Origin of the sequence: Lactobacillus kalixensis DSM 16043 (assembly GCF_001434335.1) — a bacterium.
Classification (GTDB): domain Bacteria; phylum Bacillota; class Bacilli; order Lactobacillales; family Lactobacillaceae; genus Lactobacillus; species Lactobacillus kalixensis.
Genome location: NZ_AZFM01000035.1, coordinates 1 through 16645, shown reverse-complemented (window position 1 = coordinate 16645; position 16645 = coordinate 1). Strand labels below are relative to the sequence as shown.

At 36.7% G+C, this 16645-nt stretch carries 13 protein-coding genes, 2 tRNA genes and 1 other annotated feature; of the genes, 10 read left to right on the top strand and 5 right to left on the bottom strand.

What is annotated here, in order from left to right:
* Positions 1-633: 633 nt before the first annotated feature.
* The 7 genes from FC46_RS08385 to FC46_RS08355 all read left to right on the top strand — a co-directional run bounded on the left by FC46_RS08385 (position 634) and on the right by FC46_RS08355 (position 8032).
* The gene (locus FC46_RS08385; protein WP_057799717.1) at positions 634-1317 is read left to right on the top strand and encodes a hypothetical protein; all 684 of its coding nucleotides are present in this window, start codon (positions 634-636) and stop codon (positions 1315-1317) included.
* 129 nt (positions 1318-1446) lie between these two features.
* Positions 1447-1986: a hypothetical protein gene (locus FC46_RS08380; protein WP_057799715.1), complete on the top strand. Its 540-nt coding sequence runs from the start codon at positions 1447-1449 to the stop codon at positions 1984-1986.
* A 121-nt stretch (positions 1987-2107) separates the two neighbouring features.
* The gene (gene lepB / locus FC46_RS08375) at positions 2108-2665 is read left to right on the top strand and encodes a signal peptidase I (RefSeq protein WP_057799713.1); all 558 of its coding nucleotides are present in this window, start codon (positions 2108-2110) and stop codon (positions 2663-2665) included.
* A gap of 86 nt (positions 2666-2751) precedes the next feature.
* A complete protein-coding gene (locus tag FC46_RS08370; protein WP_057799711.1) occupies positions 2752-3396 on the top strand; it encodes a hypothetical protein in 645 nt (214 codons plus the stop codon).
* Positions 3397-3603: 207 nt separating this feature from the next.
* Entirely contained in the window at positions 3604-5007 is a 1404-nt protein-coding gene (locus tag FC46_RS08365) for an APC family permease (protein ID WP_057799709.1), read from the top strand.
* A gap of 186 nt (positions 5008-5193) precedes the next feature.
* Positions 5194-6549 carry an amino acid permease gene (locus tag FC46_RS08360; RefSeq protein WP_057799707.1) on the top strand — a complete coding sequence of 452 codons (1356 nt, stop codon included), beginning with the start codon at positions 5194-5196 and terminating at the stop codon, positions 6547-6549.
* A gap of 100 nt (positions 6550-6649) precedes the next feature.
* A complete protein-coding gene (locus tag FC46_RS08355) occupies positions 6650-8032 on the top strand; it encodes an amino acid permease (RefSeq protein ID WP_057799705.1) in 1383 nt (460 codons plus the stop codon).
* Between the two features lie 95 nt (positions 8033-8127).
* Here FC46_RS08355 and FC46_RS08350 read toward each other — a convergent pair whose 3' ends face one another.
* Both FC46_RS08350 and FC46_RS08345 read right to left on the bottom strand, forming a co-directional pair.
* Entirely contained in the window at positions 8128-9711 is a 1584-nt protein-coding gene (locus FC46_RS08350; protein ID WP_057799703.1) for an ATP-binding cassette domain-containing protein, read from the bottom strand.
* Positions 9708-11312, bottom strand: coding sequence for an ATP-binding cassette domain-containing protein (locus FC46_RS08345; protein WP_057799701.1), 1605 nt, complete (start codon positions 11310-11312; stop codon positions 9708-9710). Before FC46_RS08345 ends, FC46_RS08350 begins: the two co-directional genes overlap by 4 nt.
* A 217-nt stretch (positions 11313-11529) precedes the next feature.
* Between FC46_RS08345 and FC46_RS08340 the strand changes: the two genes are divergently transcribed.
* The 3 genes from FC46_RS08340 (at position 11530) to FC46_RS10055 (ending at position 14915) form a co-directional block, all read left to right on the top strand.
* Complete coding sequence (locus tag FC46_RS08340) at positions 11530-12258, top strand: gamma-glutamyl-gamma-aminobutyrate hydrolase family protein (RefSeq protein WP_057799699.1); 729 nt, start codon at positions 11530-11532, stop codon at positions 12256-12258.
* Positions 12259-12267: 9 nt separating this feature from the next.
* Positions 12268-13662, top strand: coding sequence for an APC family permease (locus FC46_RS08335; RefSeq protein WP_057799698.1), 1395 nt, complete (start codon positions 12268-12270; stop codon positions 13660-13662).
* A 158-nt stretch (positions 13663-13820) separates the two neighbouring features.
* On the top strand, positions 13821-14915 hold the full coding sequence (locus tag FC46_RS10055) for an ATP-binding protein (RefSeq protein ID WP_083478043.1): 1095 nt from the start codon (positions 13821-13823) through the stop codon (positions 14913-14915).
* A gap of 65 nt (positions 14916-14980) precedes the next feature.
* On the opposite strand, the gene asnA is transcribed toward FC46_RS10055, so the two are convergent.
* From asnA to FC46_RS08315, 3 genes are all read right to left on the bottom strand, one after another.
* Complete coding sequence (gene asnA / locus FC46_RS08325; RefSeq protein ID WP_057799695.1) at positions 14981-15991, bottom strand: aspartate--ammonia ligase; 1011 nt, start codon at positions 15989-15991, stop codon at positions 14981-14983.
* Positions 15992-16049: 58 nt separating this feature from the next.
* Positions 16050-16297: a binding site (T-box leader), on the bottom strand.
* A gap of 70 nt (positions 16298-16367) precedes the next feature.
* Positions 16368-16441: transfer RNA gene (locus FC46_RS08320), tRNA-Pro, on the bottom strand.
* 9 nt (positions 16442-16450) lie between these two features.
* Positions 16451-16524 (bottom strand) — tRNA-Arg (locus tag FC46_RS08315).
* Between the last annotated feature and the right edge of the window lie 121 nt (positions 16525-16645).

Below are 16645 nucleotides of genomic sequence, written 5' to 3'. Positions count from 1 at the left end.
TATCTAAAAATATCAGGTCTAATCCTAGACGGAGCTTGACTTTACGTAGAAAAATAAAGCTGATTCTAAAAAACTCAAGAAGAAATCGCTATGTACTATTTCAAATTTAAATAATGAAAAAATAATAGAGCATAGAAAAAGAATAAAGAAACAGTCGCGTTTCTTTATCTTTTGCTTAGTTATTTTGTAGAAAATCCATGTATCAAACAATGGAGATATTAAAACTTGTAAAAGAATCATTTGTGTTTACCATGTTTGTGATGTGGCTTAAGATATCCATCAGAAAGAAACTAGTAAATGGTCCAAAAAGTAATACTAAAAATTCCATAGCATCAAAACCTTTCTTTTGTTTTTACATTATGTATTATAATGCAAAAAAATCAAATTTTAAGAATATGTCCTATTCTATTGATTTTTCGTCCTATTCTAAGAAAGATATAGAATAGGACGGAAATTTAATAGTTTAGGACAATTTTGGTTATAGCACGAAAAAAAGGAATACAATAGCTCCTGTAAGTTGAATGACGAAAGAAAATTAAGTTTTTCTTTTGCTTGTTGTACTTAATATATAGGAGGAAAAAATGATATCGAATAAATTCGGTATCATTTTATAAATACAAGAAGGATAGAAAAATGAAACGTATCAATGCAAAAAAAGTTTTATTCTCATCAATAGCTGCCGCAGGAATCTTACTTTCAGCTGCTGCACCAGTTCAAGCTGCAACTCCGTCAACTAGTGGTGTTAAAGGCGTTAGAAATGTTAAGAAAAATAAGGATTATACAATCAAGGATGTGCCTGATTTAACTAAGCAAGGCTATATTCTTCGTATTCCTGATAAAGTTGGAAGATTAAAAAATCAAGTTATCTCAGGTAAAGAAAACTATAATCGTGCTTCTCAAAGCTTGGATGCATTCAAGGCTAAAACTGTTAGTCCATCAAAGGTAAAGAATATTAAGTTCAGAATTGAAAAGATAGCTGAATTCCATACTAAAGGTTTTGGTGCTCCAGAATATTTTGTTGCATCAAAAGATAAGCAATATTATGGCTGGCATACTCAACCTGAACTTGAATATATCCATTTACATGATAAGAACTTCGCTGGCATCTACAAACCTTTGAAGAAGATGGCTGAATCTAAGACTGGCCGTGTAAGCACTAAGAAGAATACTCAATACTTTAACCAAGCCATGGCTGCAGCTAAGAAGCTGCCAAATGGTAGTGAGAAGAAATTTGTTATCTCTTCATTAAATCAACTTAAGAAGAACGGTAATATCAACAACGGTGGTAAAAACTTATTGCTGTTTGGCATTTATTAATCGTTGGATGAAGGCGTAAGGCTACAGAAGCTTTGCGCTTTTTGTTTATCGTTTAATTAATCAAAAAATGTATCTAATACTAATAAAATTGCTAACTTTAAGCAAATTTAAAGCGAAGGGAATATGTCGATGAAACGAAAGATTCTAATAATTTTACCGGTTATATTAATTTTGATACTCATTGCCGTTGTATATAAACACAATATGGACTATTCAAAAGAAATCCTTCGTGCTGAAGTTGCTACAGACAATAATACTCATAATTCATTTATTCAAATTTATTCGAGTGGAAAAACTAAAAAGGGAGCATCTTTCTCCGATAGTCAGAGTGCACAAGCTGTTTCAGTTGATCCCAATGTTTTTAGGGATGAAACTGATTCTGAAAATAAAACAACTCGAATAAGTGTAAAGAAAAAATTGCTACACCAAAATAAGAAGCTGGTCGCTGACTCGACGTTTGTAAAGATTGTTAATGAGGTAGTGAATGAAAGCCATCATTTGATCGGAGTTTTAAATTTGTTTAAGTTGGATAATGATTATTACGCATTTGTTAAGTACAATGCAGGATTGTCAGACGATGGTACATTGTATAAATACGATAGGAAATTAGTTAAGGTTTGTACTATAGATTCAGGGAAAATAATTAGACTTCAAAAGATAGGTGAATAGTGAGTATTTAATACGGTTAGTTGTAGGTTCAATATAGTCATACTGGATCTGGTGATTATTAAGTGAAAGTGTATAATGAAAGTCATAGTTAAAACGAGAATTTCAACTTGAGAGAGAAACAATGAAAAACAAACTTGATCCTAAAGTAAGAGACCTCCTAGAAGTAATAGGTATATTTGCAATTGTTGTAGCAATCTATTATGCATTATTTGCTTTTGTCCTCAGTAACGACACCGTATCCGGCCCTTCAATGCAGCCTAATTTTGAAACCGGTGATCGAGTTATAGCCGTTCGCCACAGCTCGCTACATCGCGGAGATATCGTTGTCCTGAATGCCCCAGATAGTCCCGGCGCTCTATACATCAAGCGTGTTATCGGTGTTCCCGGTGATACAATTCGCTTCAAGAATGACCAATTGTACATTAACGGTAAGAAGACCAAAGAGCCTTACTTGGATAAGGGTAAGAAGTTATATTCTATGGGCAATTTGTACACTGAGAATTTCACTTTGCAATCGAAGAATTTAGGCAAGAAGGTGCCAGCTAATTCTTACTTTGTAATGGGCGATCACCGTAATGTTTCTAAGGATAGTCGCATCTTTGGCTATGTGAAGCGCTCAGCTATTGTTGGTAAGGTGAAGTTACGTTATTGGCCACTAAATAAGATTACGTGGTACTAATGTGAATCTCAAATATGACTTTTTCGATTCAATTGTGAACAGTGGGGTTATAATTACATTATGAGATGTTTACGAGGGATAGAAAAATGAAATTAAAGAGAATAATTTTTAGTTTGTTAACGGCGGTTTCAATTGTTACTTTTGTTTCAACTTCTACTAAAAACGTAAAAGCTGCAACTCCTGACACTAATATAAGAACCGAATTAAAGTCAACACCACTTACTAAGCAAGGCTATGTACTGCAGGTTAAATCCGGCTATGATAATAAGGTCTATGTAGGTAAAGAAAACTACAAACGAGTTTTGTCATTAGCTGCCCAAGACAAGTTCTTGAATAATGTGAAAACTGTCAAACCTAGTCAAATCAAGAATGTTAAATTTAGAGTTGAAAAGGTAGTAGACATAGTTAACCGTGGAGCAGGAGCACCATTATATATTATTTCATCAAAGGATAAGAAGTATTCTTGTGTAACTACTCAAGCCAGCCTTAGATGTATCTATTGGAATGATAGATCTGTTCAAAGCGTTATCAATCCTTTGAAGAAGATCTATAAAGGCTCAGGAAATTTGGCTACTAAGAAGAGTAGAAATTATTTCAATCAATCTGTAAAAGCTGCTAATAATTTACCAAAGAGTAGTAAGAGAACTTTCCTTCTTAATTCACTTAAGCAATTTAAGAACGATCGTAGTATGAGTATTGAAGGAACTAACTTGTTGTTCTTTGGTTTGTAAAAACTTGCTTTGCTTTTGCTAAATAATTTGAGAATAAATAAGTGTCTGGAATGTAGTTTTTCCAGACACTTATTTTTTTACCTATTTGTATGTTTATAGCAGTTATAGGTCGCATTTTTCAAAAAATACGCTTTTTTATTAAAAATGTATGAATTTATTAAATCTTCATGTATAATAATAAAAAATCTAACGAGGGATGGAGAATACATGAGAAATATTTTTAAAAAAGTTCCAGTATCAGACTATATTCAAGCTGATTCGCGTCTAGAAAGGACACTCCACGCTAGAGATCTTGTTGCCTTAGGAATCGGAGCAGTAATCGGGACTGGTATCTTTATCTTGCCAGGTCACGAAGCTGCAGAGCACGCAGGTCCTGCAGTTTCAATCGCCTTCTTACTTGCTGCGATTGTGTCAGGGATTGTCGGCATGGCTTACGCTGAATTTTCTTCCGCAATGCCCGTTGCTGGGTCCGCTTATTCATTTGGTTCAGTTATCTACGGCGAAGTTGTTGGTTGGGTCTTAGGCTGGGCGCTGCTTCTTGAATATTTCTTAGCAGTTGCTGCAGAAGCCACCGGTTTTGCTTCGTACTTTAATGATAATATCCTTGAGTCGATTGGAATTAAGCTCCCAGCTGCACTTCAAAATGGACCGATGGAAGGCGGCGTGATTAATATCTCTGCTGTTTTGGTTATCTTAGTTGTTGCATTCATTCTTTATCAAGGGGCTAACTTATCTAAGAAGATTGAAGACATCATGGTTATCTTGAAAGTGGCCATCATTATCTTGTTCATCGTTGTAGGAATCTTCTACATTAAGGCTGATAATTACGTGCCATTTTATCCAAAGGAATTTCATTCATCACCTGCAGGTCTTGGTGGGATTTCTACCGCTGCTGCGACCGTCTTCTTTGCCTTCATCGGCTTTGATGCATTGGCTTCTAACTCAGCAGAAACTATTAACCCCGGTAAGAATGTAGTTAAGGGAATCTTAGGGACAGTTTTGATCGCTGTAATCTTGTATGTTAGCTTCTCACTTGTTTTGGTAGGGATGGTTAACTACAAGCTGCTTAATGTTGATGATCCTGCTGCTTTTGCACTTAAGACCATCGGTCTGAGTGGATGGAACAAGTTGATTACCCTTGGTGCTTTAATCGGAATTTTCACCGCGATGATTACCATGCTACTAGGTGGTTCTCGTCTGCTTTATGCATTAGGTCGTGACGGCTTGCTTCCTAAATCAATGGGAAAAGTTGATCACAAGAAGATGATTCCTAATAATGCTATTATCATTTCAACGATCGTTGCTGCAGTTTTTGCCGGTTTAGTACCACTGATGCAACTTGCTTCACTGATTAATGCTGGTACTCTTCTTGCCTTTGCCTTCATTTCATTCGGAATAATTCCATTGCGTAAGCGTAATGATATTCCAAACGATGGCTTCAAGATGCCATGGTATCCAGTCTTGCCAATTATTGCTGGCTTGCTCAGTATTTACTTCATTATTATGTTGCCGAATACTACGAAGGTCATGGTTTCAATTTGGATTGTTGTTGGTTTGATTATCTACGCAATCTTTGGCTTTAGACACTCTAAGCTGCAGAACGAAGACTAATATTTTAGCCAAAATTAAATAGAAAATAAGGATGTTTTTCTTATTAACGAACTAAGTGACTACAAAAGTAAACTTGACAATTATGTGTTAGCTTATATAATTAAAATCAACTTAAATCGTTAATGAAGCGGTACTTTGGTAAAGTTTCATCTACCAAAGTGTCGCTTTTTTTCTGGGGGCGAAGAGATGAACGAGAACGGTAGTAAACCGAAATTAAATCGCGGCTTGAAGAGTCGCCACGTAACTATGATCGCAATTGGAGGTGCCATTGGGACCGGGTTATTCTTAGGATCAGGATCTGCAATTCGTAGCGCTGGACCTGCCATTATTCTATCTTATTTAATTGTTGGTATTATTACCTTCTTCATGATGAGAGCATTGGGTGAATTGATTCTGGCTGATCCTAATAAGCACTCATTCTTGCAAGCTGTTAAACAATATTTAGGCGCTCGCGTTGAATTTGTTGCAGGATGGGCATATTGGGCCTGCTGGCTGAGTTTAGCGATGGCTGATTTGACTGCAACAGGGATCTATTTACGTTATTGGTTCCCAAGTTTACCTCAATGGGTTGGTCCGCTTGTAATTGTGGTTTTACTTACCTTATTAAACATGGTTAATGTCGGCTTATTCGGGGAACTAGAGAGTTGGTTCTCGATGATTAAGGTGCTTGCCATTATCGCTTTAATTGCGACAGGAATTGTAATGTTACTTCTTGGAACAAAGGTGTCAGGTAGAACCGTTTCACTAACTAATTTGGTTAGTCACGGCGGCTTTTTCCCTACCGGGACCTGGGGTTTTCTATTATCTTTTCAGATGGTAGTTTTTGCCTTCGTTGGGGTTGAAATCGTTGGTTTGACCGCTGGGGAAACTGCCAATCCAAAAGAGGATATTCCTAAGGCGATCAATACTTTACCAATCAGAATTGGGCTTTTCTACGTTGGTTCAATGATGGCGATTATGTCAATTTATCCATGGGATGAAGTAAGATCTAGCTCTAGTCCATTCGTGCAAGTCTTCAATGCCATTGGCGTAATCGGAGCAGCTGGAATTATAAACTTTGTTGTCTTAACTGCTGCAATTTCTGCGACTAACAGCTGTATTTTCTCAACTAGTCGTTCACTGTATTCTTTAGCTAGAGGAAAAAATGCGCCACAATTCTTAGGTAAGTTGACTAAGAAGGCTATTCCTAGAAATGCTTTGCTTTTTTCATCATTAATTTTGTTTGTTGTAGTAATTTTGAACTACATTATGCCTGCCAGCATTTTTGAAATTGTATCAACCGTTTCAACAATTAATTTTGTCTTTGTCTGGTTGATTATTATGTGGGCACATTTGAAATATCGTAGAGAAAATAAGACTGATCTTGGTGAATTTAGAATGCCAGGTTTTCCATTTACTAGTTACTTAACAATTATCTTTTACCTTGCAGTTTTAGTGCTACTTTTCTTTATTCCAAGCACTAGATTACCTATGATTATTTCACTGATTTTTGTTTTAGTACTGTATTTTGGTTATGGCTTATTGAAGAAGGAAGAAGCTTAAACTATTGTATATTTGGTAATAATAGCTAATCGTTGATATACTAAATAATTAGGTTAAAGTAGGCTATTTCTTAAGCTACTTTCTGTGTAGGGGGGATTAAATGAGTAAGCGCGGGAAAGCGCCTGAATTAAAACGTTCAATGACCGCAGGACAAATGGAAATGATCTCACTTGGTGGTGCGATCGGGGTTGGATTGTTTATGGGATCTGCTTCGACGATCAAGTGGACCGGTCCATCAGTATTACTTGCTTACATGTTTGTAGGATTAATCTTATATATCGTCATGCGGGCGCTAGGAGAAATGTTATATGTTGATCCTGGTACTGGTTCTTTTGCAGACTATGCTTCAACGCATGTGCATCCGATTGCTGGGTATCTTGCTGAATGGGCAAACGTCTTTCAATATATTGTTGTTGGGATTTCGGAAGTTGTAGCAACTACAGAGTATTTACGCTTCTGGTGGCCAGGAACTAGTGATTGGATTGCCGGTGTAGTCATAATTTTATTCTTACTATTAGCTAATTTAGTTAGTGCTAAGGCATATGCAACGCTGGAATTCTGGTTTGCAATGATCAAGGTCGTTACGATCATCTTAATGATTATCTTGGGTTTAATGGTAATTTTATTTGGCTTTGGTAATGGCGGACATCCAGTTGGCTTTTCAAATCTTTGGAGCCATGGCGGCTTTTTCACAGGCGGAGTTAAAGGATTCATCTTCTCAATGGCAATCATCGTTGGGTCATACCAAGGGATTGAATTAATTGGGATCTCTGCTGGTGAAGTTGCTAATCCACAAGAAGCAATTGTGAAGAGTGTTAAGTCAGTTTTATGGCGAATTTTGATTTTCTACGTTGGTGCGATTTTCGTTATCGTAACAATTTATCCATGGAACGAATTGGGCAATATCGGTTCACCATTTGTTAATACGTTTGCTAAAGTTGGGATTACTGCTGCAGCGTCAGTGATTAACTTCGTCGTGTTAACAGCGGCACTATCTGGGGCCAACTCAGGGATTTATTCATCAAGTCGAATGCTCTATAAGTTGGCTCATGAAGGTGAAGCACCTAAAACTTTTAAGTACGTTTCAAAGAGAATTGTACCAAGTCATGCCATTATTGGGATTACTTCAGGAATTTTCATTGGATTTATGTTGAATGTAATTATTCAATTCTTCAACAAATCCTTAGCTAATGTCTTCGTAATCGTGTATAGTTCATCTGTTTTACCAGGGATGGTGGCATGGTTCGTTATTCTTCTAGCAGAATTGCGATTTAGACGTAAGAATTCTAAATTAATGGAAAATCATCCATTCAAATTACCATTGTATCCATATTCAAATTACTTTGCCTTGTTCATGTTGACTTTAATTGTGGTCTTCATGTTCATTAATCCGGAAACACGGGTATCGGTTGCGGTTGGTGCTGTGGTACTGATCGTGGCAGCACTTGTGTATGTGATTAAGCATCGTAATGATAAAGCATAAAAGTACGATAAACTCAGTAGATTTGACTGGGTTTATTTTTATATGGTAATAATCAAAGAATCTAGGCTCCAAATTGAAGTCTAGATTCTTTATGTCTAAGATTTAATTAAGTGAATTTCACGATCGAATAATTTTCGCATTTCATCATTAAAATTATGGGCGATAAAGACGATAGTTGCGGGTGTCTTGATCAAATTATGCAAGATATTCATTGTAGCCATTTGATCAATCGCGCTTGTTCCTTCGTCAATTAAGATGATCTCGCTATCGTGAATTTTAGCTCTGGCCAGAACGATTTTTTGCCGTTGTCCACCTGAAATGTTGAGTTTATCGAGGTTTAACGCTTCATTTACACCGTCTGTGAACTTAGCGATGTCATCACTGAAGTTCACAGATTTAATGACTTCGTTTACCTTAGGATCAAGCTTATTGTCGAACATTGTAATGTTGTCTTTAATTGAAGCGGGGAAGACGACTGGACCTTGCGGGATGTAGCCAATTTTACTCAAATCTGGAGTAATTGAGTTGCCATTCTTATCTTGAAAAGCAACTTGTCCAGAACTTGGCGTCAGTTCCCCTAAAATTAGTTTAAAGAGCGTGGATTTTCCTGCACCAGAGTCACCAGTTAGCAAGATTTTTTCACCGCGTATGATTTGCAAGTCAGGGTAAGAAAGCTTCTCGCCATTAGGAAATTGTAATTGTAAATCTTGAGTAGAAAAAGCCGTCGGAGTAGCTAAGCTAGATTTTGAATTAGAAACAACTGGGACTAGCTCTTGATCAACTTCCTTGATTAATTTTTTAGTTCCTTTCATCTGACCACGAGAAGCAGTAATTATTTGAATTCCTTGATTTAAATAGAATCTGAAGTTACCGACAACTACTAGAACACCGACAGATACTTGACCGTTCACAATTAAGTAACCGACTAAGATAAAAAGCAAAAGTCCGAAAATTGCAGAAACAATCCCATTAACTGCTTTTAATAATTGAGTATAAGTAGTTTGTTTAACAGTGGCATTTTCGAGATCTTTTGAAGCTTTTTCTGTGACTGAGAACAACTTGGCTCCAGCTAGAAATTGTCGGATTTGATCTATACCTGATAACCAGTCATTTAAACTCTCAAGATATACCTTATTACTGTCTGAAATGAATTCAGTTGCTTTTTGCAGCGGCTTTTCGGTAATTTTTGGTAACAAGAGCGAGATAGCTACTAAGATCACGATTGCGATCAATAGTTGCCAGTTTAATAAGATCAGATAGACGATAGTCGAAATAATTAGACCAATCCCGTAGATCAGATTAAACAACATTTCGTAATAGTTATTGTTGATAAGTTGTAGATCATTAGTTAAGCGATTTTGCATTTCGTTAACTTTATGAAGCTTGCCGTCATTGTAGTAGTTTTGAACGAGTTGATGACGAGCTTTGTCGTTCAACTCTTGTTCTTGAATAATGTTTAGATATTGAGCAGCGGCCTGAAGAGCATAGACTAGTATTCCGGAGATTAGATCGATGATAAGAATGATTAAAAAGCTGTTCCAATTTCTAACTAAAACAATATCGATTATTAATTGAGTGCAATAACACATCATAATAATTAAAACCGCCATCAGAAATGTGGAAAGTGCAAAGACAGTAAATCTAAATGGATTTATTTTGACATATTCTTTAAAATTCATTCAGCTGCTTCCTTTCTTACTGCTGTTAATTTGATTTCTTGATCGAATTTAGCTCTCATTTCAGGAGTGAAATTGTGAGCAATCATTAAGATTGTTTGTTTAGTTTTAAGTTTAGTTTTAAGTAAATTATCCAAAATTTTTTCAGTTGCGGTTTGATCGATTGCGCTGGTTACTTCATCCATCAAGACAAATGGCTGATCATGAATAAGGCTGCGGGCTAGAACAACTTTTTGTCTTTGTCCACCTGAGAGATTTTCGTTTTTCAAATCAACTTGAGTTTCAAGACCAGCCGGCATTTTTGCTAGATCATTAGTCAATTGAACCTTGTTTACAGCAGTTTGAACATTTTCTTGGATTTTTGAATCAAACATTGTAATGTTGTCTTTAATTGAAGCGGGGAAGACGATTGGATCCTGTGGCAAGTTGCCAACTTGGACGGGTGATTTGATTGGGTTGCCATTTTTATATAAATAGAAATAGATAATTTGACCATTTGCTGGAGTTAATTTATTAAGTAGGAGCTTAAACAAAGTGGATTTTCCAGTGCCAGAATCACCAGTGAGTAGCACTTTTTGTCCAGGTTTGATCGTGAAGTCTGGGTAAGTGATTGTTTCACCGTTGTCATATTTTGCAACCAAATTAGTAGCAATAACACCAAACGCAGAAGTCGGAATTTCAAGAGTCCTTGCTTGTCGTAATTTAGTTGTTTCTTCACGCAAAATCTTCGTTGATTTGATCCTAGTAAGAGAGTCGGTGATATTCCAGATCCCCTCGAAAATGATGAAGGCAAAACTGGCTGCTACTCCAAAGTCACCAAAAGAAATAGTATGGTTGAAAAATAAAATTCCGGAGATCAGCACCATTCCTAACTGGGCAACAGAGTTTCCTAGTCCATTGATGATTTCAGACCAACTGCGATAAAGCATATTCTTTTTGTTGGATTCGACATATTCACCACTAGCTTCTTTCAACTTTTTATTTAATCGAGCAAAGGCGTTGTAGCGGCGTAATTCTTGCAAACCGCCGAGCCAGTGCGCAATAGTATTAAGCAAGCGTTCATTTTTTTGATTAACAGTGGCATTTGCTTGAGACATCTTTTTCTCTAAAAGTTTAGGTAATGATAAAGTAATCACTGCCAAAACTGCAGTTGTTAGAATTAGAATCCAACTCATTCTGAATAGGATACCAATTGAGAAAGTGATTGAAAGTAAGCCGCTGAAGATGGTAATCAACGGTGTGGCGAAATCTGTTGATAAAATTTTTAAATTGTTAGTCAAATCGTTTTGCATTGTTGAAATTTTTTCATCATCACCGTTGTAATAGTGATGCATGATATCTTTTCTAATTTGGTGTAAATAATCTTGAATCTGACGGGTAAATGCAACAGTTGCTAGTGGCAAGAGTAAAGCAGTGGCCAGTTCTGTTACCATTGTGATGATTTCCCAGAAGATAAAACTATTTAGGTTTTTTGCAGTAATCGCATTTAAGGAATACTTAAAAAGGTAGGTCCCTAATGTTCCAGCGATGGCGTAGATGAGATATAAGAATAAAACCAAAATAGTCTGCGGGATATTTGTTTTTAAAAGCCCCTTGATCGACATAATTCCCTCCGTAGATTAATATTAATTTAATATATTGTTAATTATACCCTCCTAATTTTAATTAACAATATTAATCATAATAAGTGGTTAGTTATTTTTATTTTTATTAAGTGGTTAAATTAAAATATAAAGTGGTAAGAATATGAAAAATAATTGTATACATTTGCTAGATTAATGGATATAATAGTTCCATACTAAAAGTAAGGGAGAGAAAGTAATGACTAAACCAATTATTGGAATTTCAGGATCAGTAATTATTGATGATGGTGGCATCTTTCAAGGTTACCGCCGCAGTTATGTAAATGAAGACTACGTTGATTCAGTCGTGCAAAACGGTGGTGTGCCGTACATCATTCCATTTACTGAAGATGAAGACGTGATCAAGGCTCAACTTGAAAATGTACAAGGATTGATTTTATCTGGTGGTCACGATGTTGATCCACATCTTTATGGTGAAGAACCAGAACAAAAAATTGGTGCAACTTGGCCAGAGCGTGACCATTTTGACATGCTTTTGCTTAAGCTAGCTGAAGAAAAGGGAATTCCAGTACTTGGCATCTGCCGTGGAGCTCAAATTATCAATGTTGCACATGGTGGTAAGTTATACCAAGATCTTTCTTATAGAAGTGAGCACACATTGAAACACATGCAAGGTCACACCCCAAGCTTGCCAACTCACAGTATGAAGGTTGTTAGTGGCAGCAAACTTGCTGAAGTTTTGGGTGAGACCGAATTTATGGTTAATTCTTTCCATCACCAAATTATTAAAGAAGTTGCTCCAGACTTAATCGAAGTTGCAACTGCTCCAGATGGTGTTGCAGAAGGAATCGAAAATAAAGAAGGAACTGTCATCGGTGTTCAATGGCATCCTGAAATGTTACATCGAAACAAGAGTGTAGCGTTTATGAATAATCTCTTTAAGTGGGTTATTGATAACGCTAAGTAGGGAGTAAATATGAATAATAGTGAAAAAGATAAACTTGGTTTCTGGTCGATAGTTTTACTTGCAATTAATGCGATTATTGGATCAGGAATCTTCTTAACGCCAGGTAGTGTAGTACAACAAGCTGGTTCAAAAGCATTACTTGTTTATCTAATTGCGGCAGTTTTTGCAGCGATTTTGGCAATTTCTTTTGCGGCAGCAGCTAAGTACGTTACTAAATCTGGTGCAGCATATGCCTATTCCAAAGCAGCCTTTGGCGATCGAATTGGTTTTTATATGGGAGTACTTCGTTACTTCTCAGCTAGTGTTGCCTGGGGCGTTATGGCGGTTGGGGTTGTGCGTTCCACAATTTCAATCTTCGGTGGTAATTCTGAAGACTTCGGCACCGTTACCTGGGGCTTTATCATCTTGATGGCGATTATTACGATCATCAACTTATTCGGTCAGAACGTAGTGAAGTACGTCATGAATATGGCTACAATTGGTAAGCTTGCTGCTCTTGCATTGATTATTATTGCTGGGGTAGTAGCCTTGATCATGACTGGTGCTTCCAGCAACTTGAATGAAGTCGATCAGATTACTCAGAATGGTCAAAAGATCGTTCCAACTTTGACTACTACTGGTTTTGTAATGGCAATTGTATCGGCCTTTTATGCTTTCACTGGCTTTGAATCAGTTGCATCTGGTTCAGAAGATATGAAGAATCCAGAAAAGAACTTACCGCGAGCAATTCCGTTGGCAATTTTAGTTATTGCGCTTGTTTATATCGGTGTTGTTGCGGTAGCGATGTTGCTTGATCCTAGAGCGCTTATGACTACTAAGCAAGTTGTTGCGATTGCTGCGATTTTTGATAATGAAATCTTGCGTGATGTGATCTTAGTTGGAGCATTAGTTTCAATGTTTGGGATTAATGTCGCATCCAGTTTCAACGCACCAAGAATTTTGGAAGCGATGGCTCGTGAAAACCAAATGTCTAAGGCTCTGACTAAGAGAACCAAGAATAATTTCCCAATTAGAACCTTCTTTATCTCAGTTGTTTTGGCAATTTTGATTCCAATGGCCTTCAGCTACAATATGGTGAACTTGATCACTTTGAGTGCGATGGTTCGTTTCTTAGGCTTTATTATGGTGCCACTTGCAGTTATTCGCTTCTACATGGGCAAGGGCGATCGCGATATTCTTGATGCGCAGAAGAATGTCTGGACTGATGTTGTGATTCCTGTATTATCAATTGCTATCGTAGTGTTCTTACTTGTAGAATACAACTGGCAAGCACAATTCGGTATCATGAATGCACAAGGACAATACGTTGGGCTTAACTGGTACGCAATTAGTATGATGATCTTTGGATTTATCTTGTTACCAGCGATTATGGCGGTACTTGCTCGAATTGATAAGAAAAATTAAGTAAAATTAATAGCCTTATTTGCATAAGTTAATATGCGAGTAAGGTTATTTTTTATCTCTCGCGAACTTTCGCGAAAGTTGCGAAAGTTCGGTATAATAAATGCTAGAAATACTATTAAATCAACATTTGTATTTACGCGAAAGTTACGGAAGATAAAATGAAATTTTTAGATTATGAAAAGTATAAAAAAGCTAGGCTACTTCCTAATTCTTACACAATCAATGATCTAGACTCAGAATCAATTGCTGAATATCGTAAACAACTTTCTGCTAAGGGAATTGTCAATGTTTCAAACAGTGTTGATAATCAAGAATTACTTGAATCAATTGGAGTATTTAGAAAGAATCGTCTCAGTAATTCTGATGATTATTTATTGACTGATGGTGGATTACTCTTCTTTGGCAAATATGTTTCGATTACTGATCGTTTTCCAAGATTTCAATTGGATTATCAAAAATATGATACAGATACGGCAGTTAATTGGTCAGATCGAGTATCTGCAGGTGATATGAATTTCCCATCACTGAACATTTTTAAATTTTATAATCTTGTTTTACCTAAATTGGTTGCTAGTGTTCCAGATAAATATACTCAAGGGGATAATTTAACTAGAACTTCTTACTATGCGGATGTAACTTCTGCTGCTAAAGAGGCACTGGTAAATACTCTGATGCACTCGTATTATGATGGAAATGTTGGCATAAAGATTATTGATCGCCCAAGCTACTTCGAATTTAGTAATCCTGGTACAATGCGGGTAAGTAAGGAGTCGTTCTTGCGAGGACAATATTCTTCAATTCGTAATCCAGAAATTGCTAGTTTGTTTAGAAGAATAGGTGTATCCGAAACTGCTGCAAGTGGTGGTCCAAGAATATATGATGCAGCGGTGAAAAATGACTTAAATAATCCAGAAATCAGTATTGATTATGGGATGAATACAACTAAGATTAGAATTTGGAAAGTATCAAGTAAGGAATATGATTCTAAGAATGTAATATTGTCAGATATAGAACTATTTATTTTAAATATAGCTCAAGAAAAGAGAATTTTTACTGTTAATGATGTGGTAAGTTCCCCAGAAAATCACTTTGGTAAACAAACTCTGATTAGAAAAAATATTAATCAGCTAGTAGATGATGGTCTGCTTACCGCAAAAAAAGAAGGAAGAAAGAATATTTACACTCTCAACAAAGATAAAGAATATTTAAGTCATTTAAAGCAAATCAAACATTTAGAAGATAAATGGTTATAGAAATTAGTATACAAACTCAATCAAAAAAGCATGTTGCCTCAAAAGTAGCAACATGCTTTTGTTTTTTACAATAATTTAATATGATCTTCTTCGCACTTTTCAACCATGTCTTCTGGCCAAATGCTGGCTTGCACTTCACCAATGTGTGCCTTGCCAAGAAGTAACATGCAAAGACGTGATTGACCAATCCCACCACCAATAGTGTATGGTAATTTGCCTTCAAGAAGCATCTTGTGGAATGGTAACTCAGCACGATCTTCACAGTGAGCCTTCTTTAATTGTTCACGCAAACTGTCTTCGCTAACTCTAATACCCATTGAAGAAATTTCAATCTTACTGCCAAGTGGTTCATACCAGAAGACGAGGTCACCGTTTAATTGCCAGTCATCGTAGTCAGGGGCACGACCGTCATGAGGTTCACCGCTGCGCTTCAATTTATCACCAATCTTCATGATGAAAATTGCCTTTTCTTCCTTAGCAATCTTGTCTTCACGTTCTTCTGGAGAAAGTTCAGGCCAGCGGTCTTCCAATTCTTGAGTAGTAATGAAAGAAACATGGTCAGGTAAGCGGTAAGTAGAGCCAGGGTAGCGAGCTTCGACTAATTTTTCAGTTTCCTTGATTGCCTTGAAAATCTTGTTAACAGTAACTTCCAAAGTGTCGGTGTTACGTTCTTCCTTAGCAATTACCTTTTCCCAGTCCCATTGGTCAACGTAAATTGAGTGGAAGTTGTCTAAATCTTCATCGCGGCGGATAGCGTTCATGTTGGTGTATAAACCTTGATGCATGCCAAAGCCGTATCTCTTCAAGGCAAGACGCTTCCACTTAGCAAGTGAGTGAACAACTTCGATAGTGTCGCCAGGAATAGCCTTCATGTCAAAGGCAACAGGGCGTTCAACACCATTCAAGTTGTCGTTTAATCCAGTAGCTTTTTCAACAAACATTGGTGCAGACATTCTTTGCAAGTCCATGTTTTCAGCAAGTTTATCTTGGAATGTTTCTCTAATAAAAACAATTGCAGCTTCGGTATCTCTAACGGTTAAAGTAGGACGGTAGTCCTTTGGCAAAATTAAAGTCATAATTTTTTCTCCTCGTTTTTTATTTAGAGCAAAGAAAAAGCCCTTCACTCCCTGTGTAGAAAGGGACGAAAGGCTTTTTCCGCGGTACCACCCAAATTGTCTAAATAATTAGACCAACTCTATAAAGTACAATCATACTTTACCGGCTTGGTAACGTACCGGGGACGTCTCAACTTACTCTAATAGTCATTATTTCGGCGAGCTTGCTCAAAGTGTTTTTCGATAAATCAGGGTCTGCTGGCTTCTCACTAGCACCAGTTCACTGAGAGAGATAATTTATTTACTCATCTTTTTCATAGCTTTTTAATTTATGTTTTATATTCTATAAAGAAAAAACAAAAAAAGCAAGTACTTTTTTCGTACTTGCTTAAAAATATCGGGAAAACAGGATTCGAACCTGCGACCCCCTGGTCCCAAACCAGGTGCTCTACCAAACTGAGCCATTTCCCGTTAATTGGATGCGCCCAGAAGGATTTGAACCTTCAACCTTCTGATTCGTAGTCAGACACTCTATCCAGTTGCGCTATGGGCGCTTATTTGAACCAACTCAATTAGTATAACATAAATATAGGGGATGTCTAGGTGTTTTTTAAATAAGTAAGTGTCAATATTTTTGCGGTAGGTTATAAACCATTAGTCTAACCTTAATTCCTT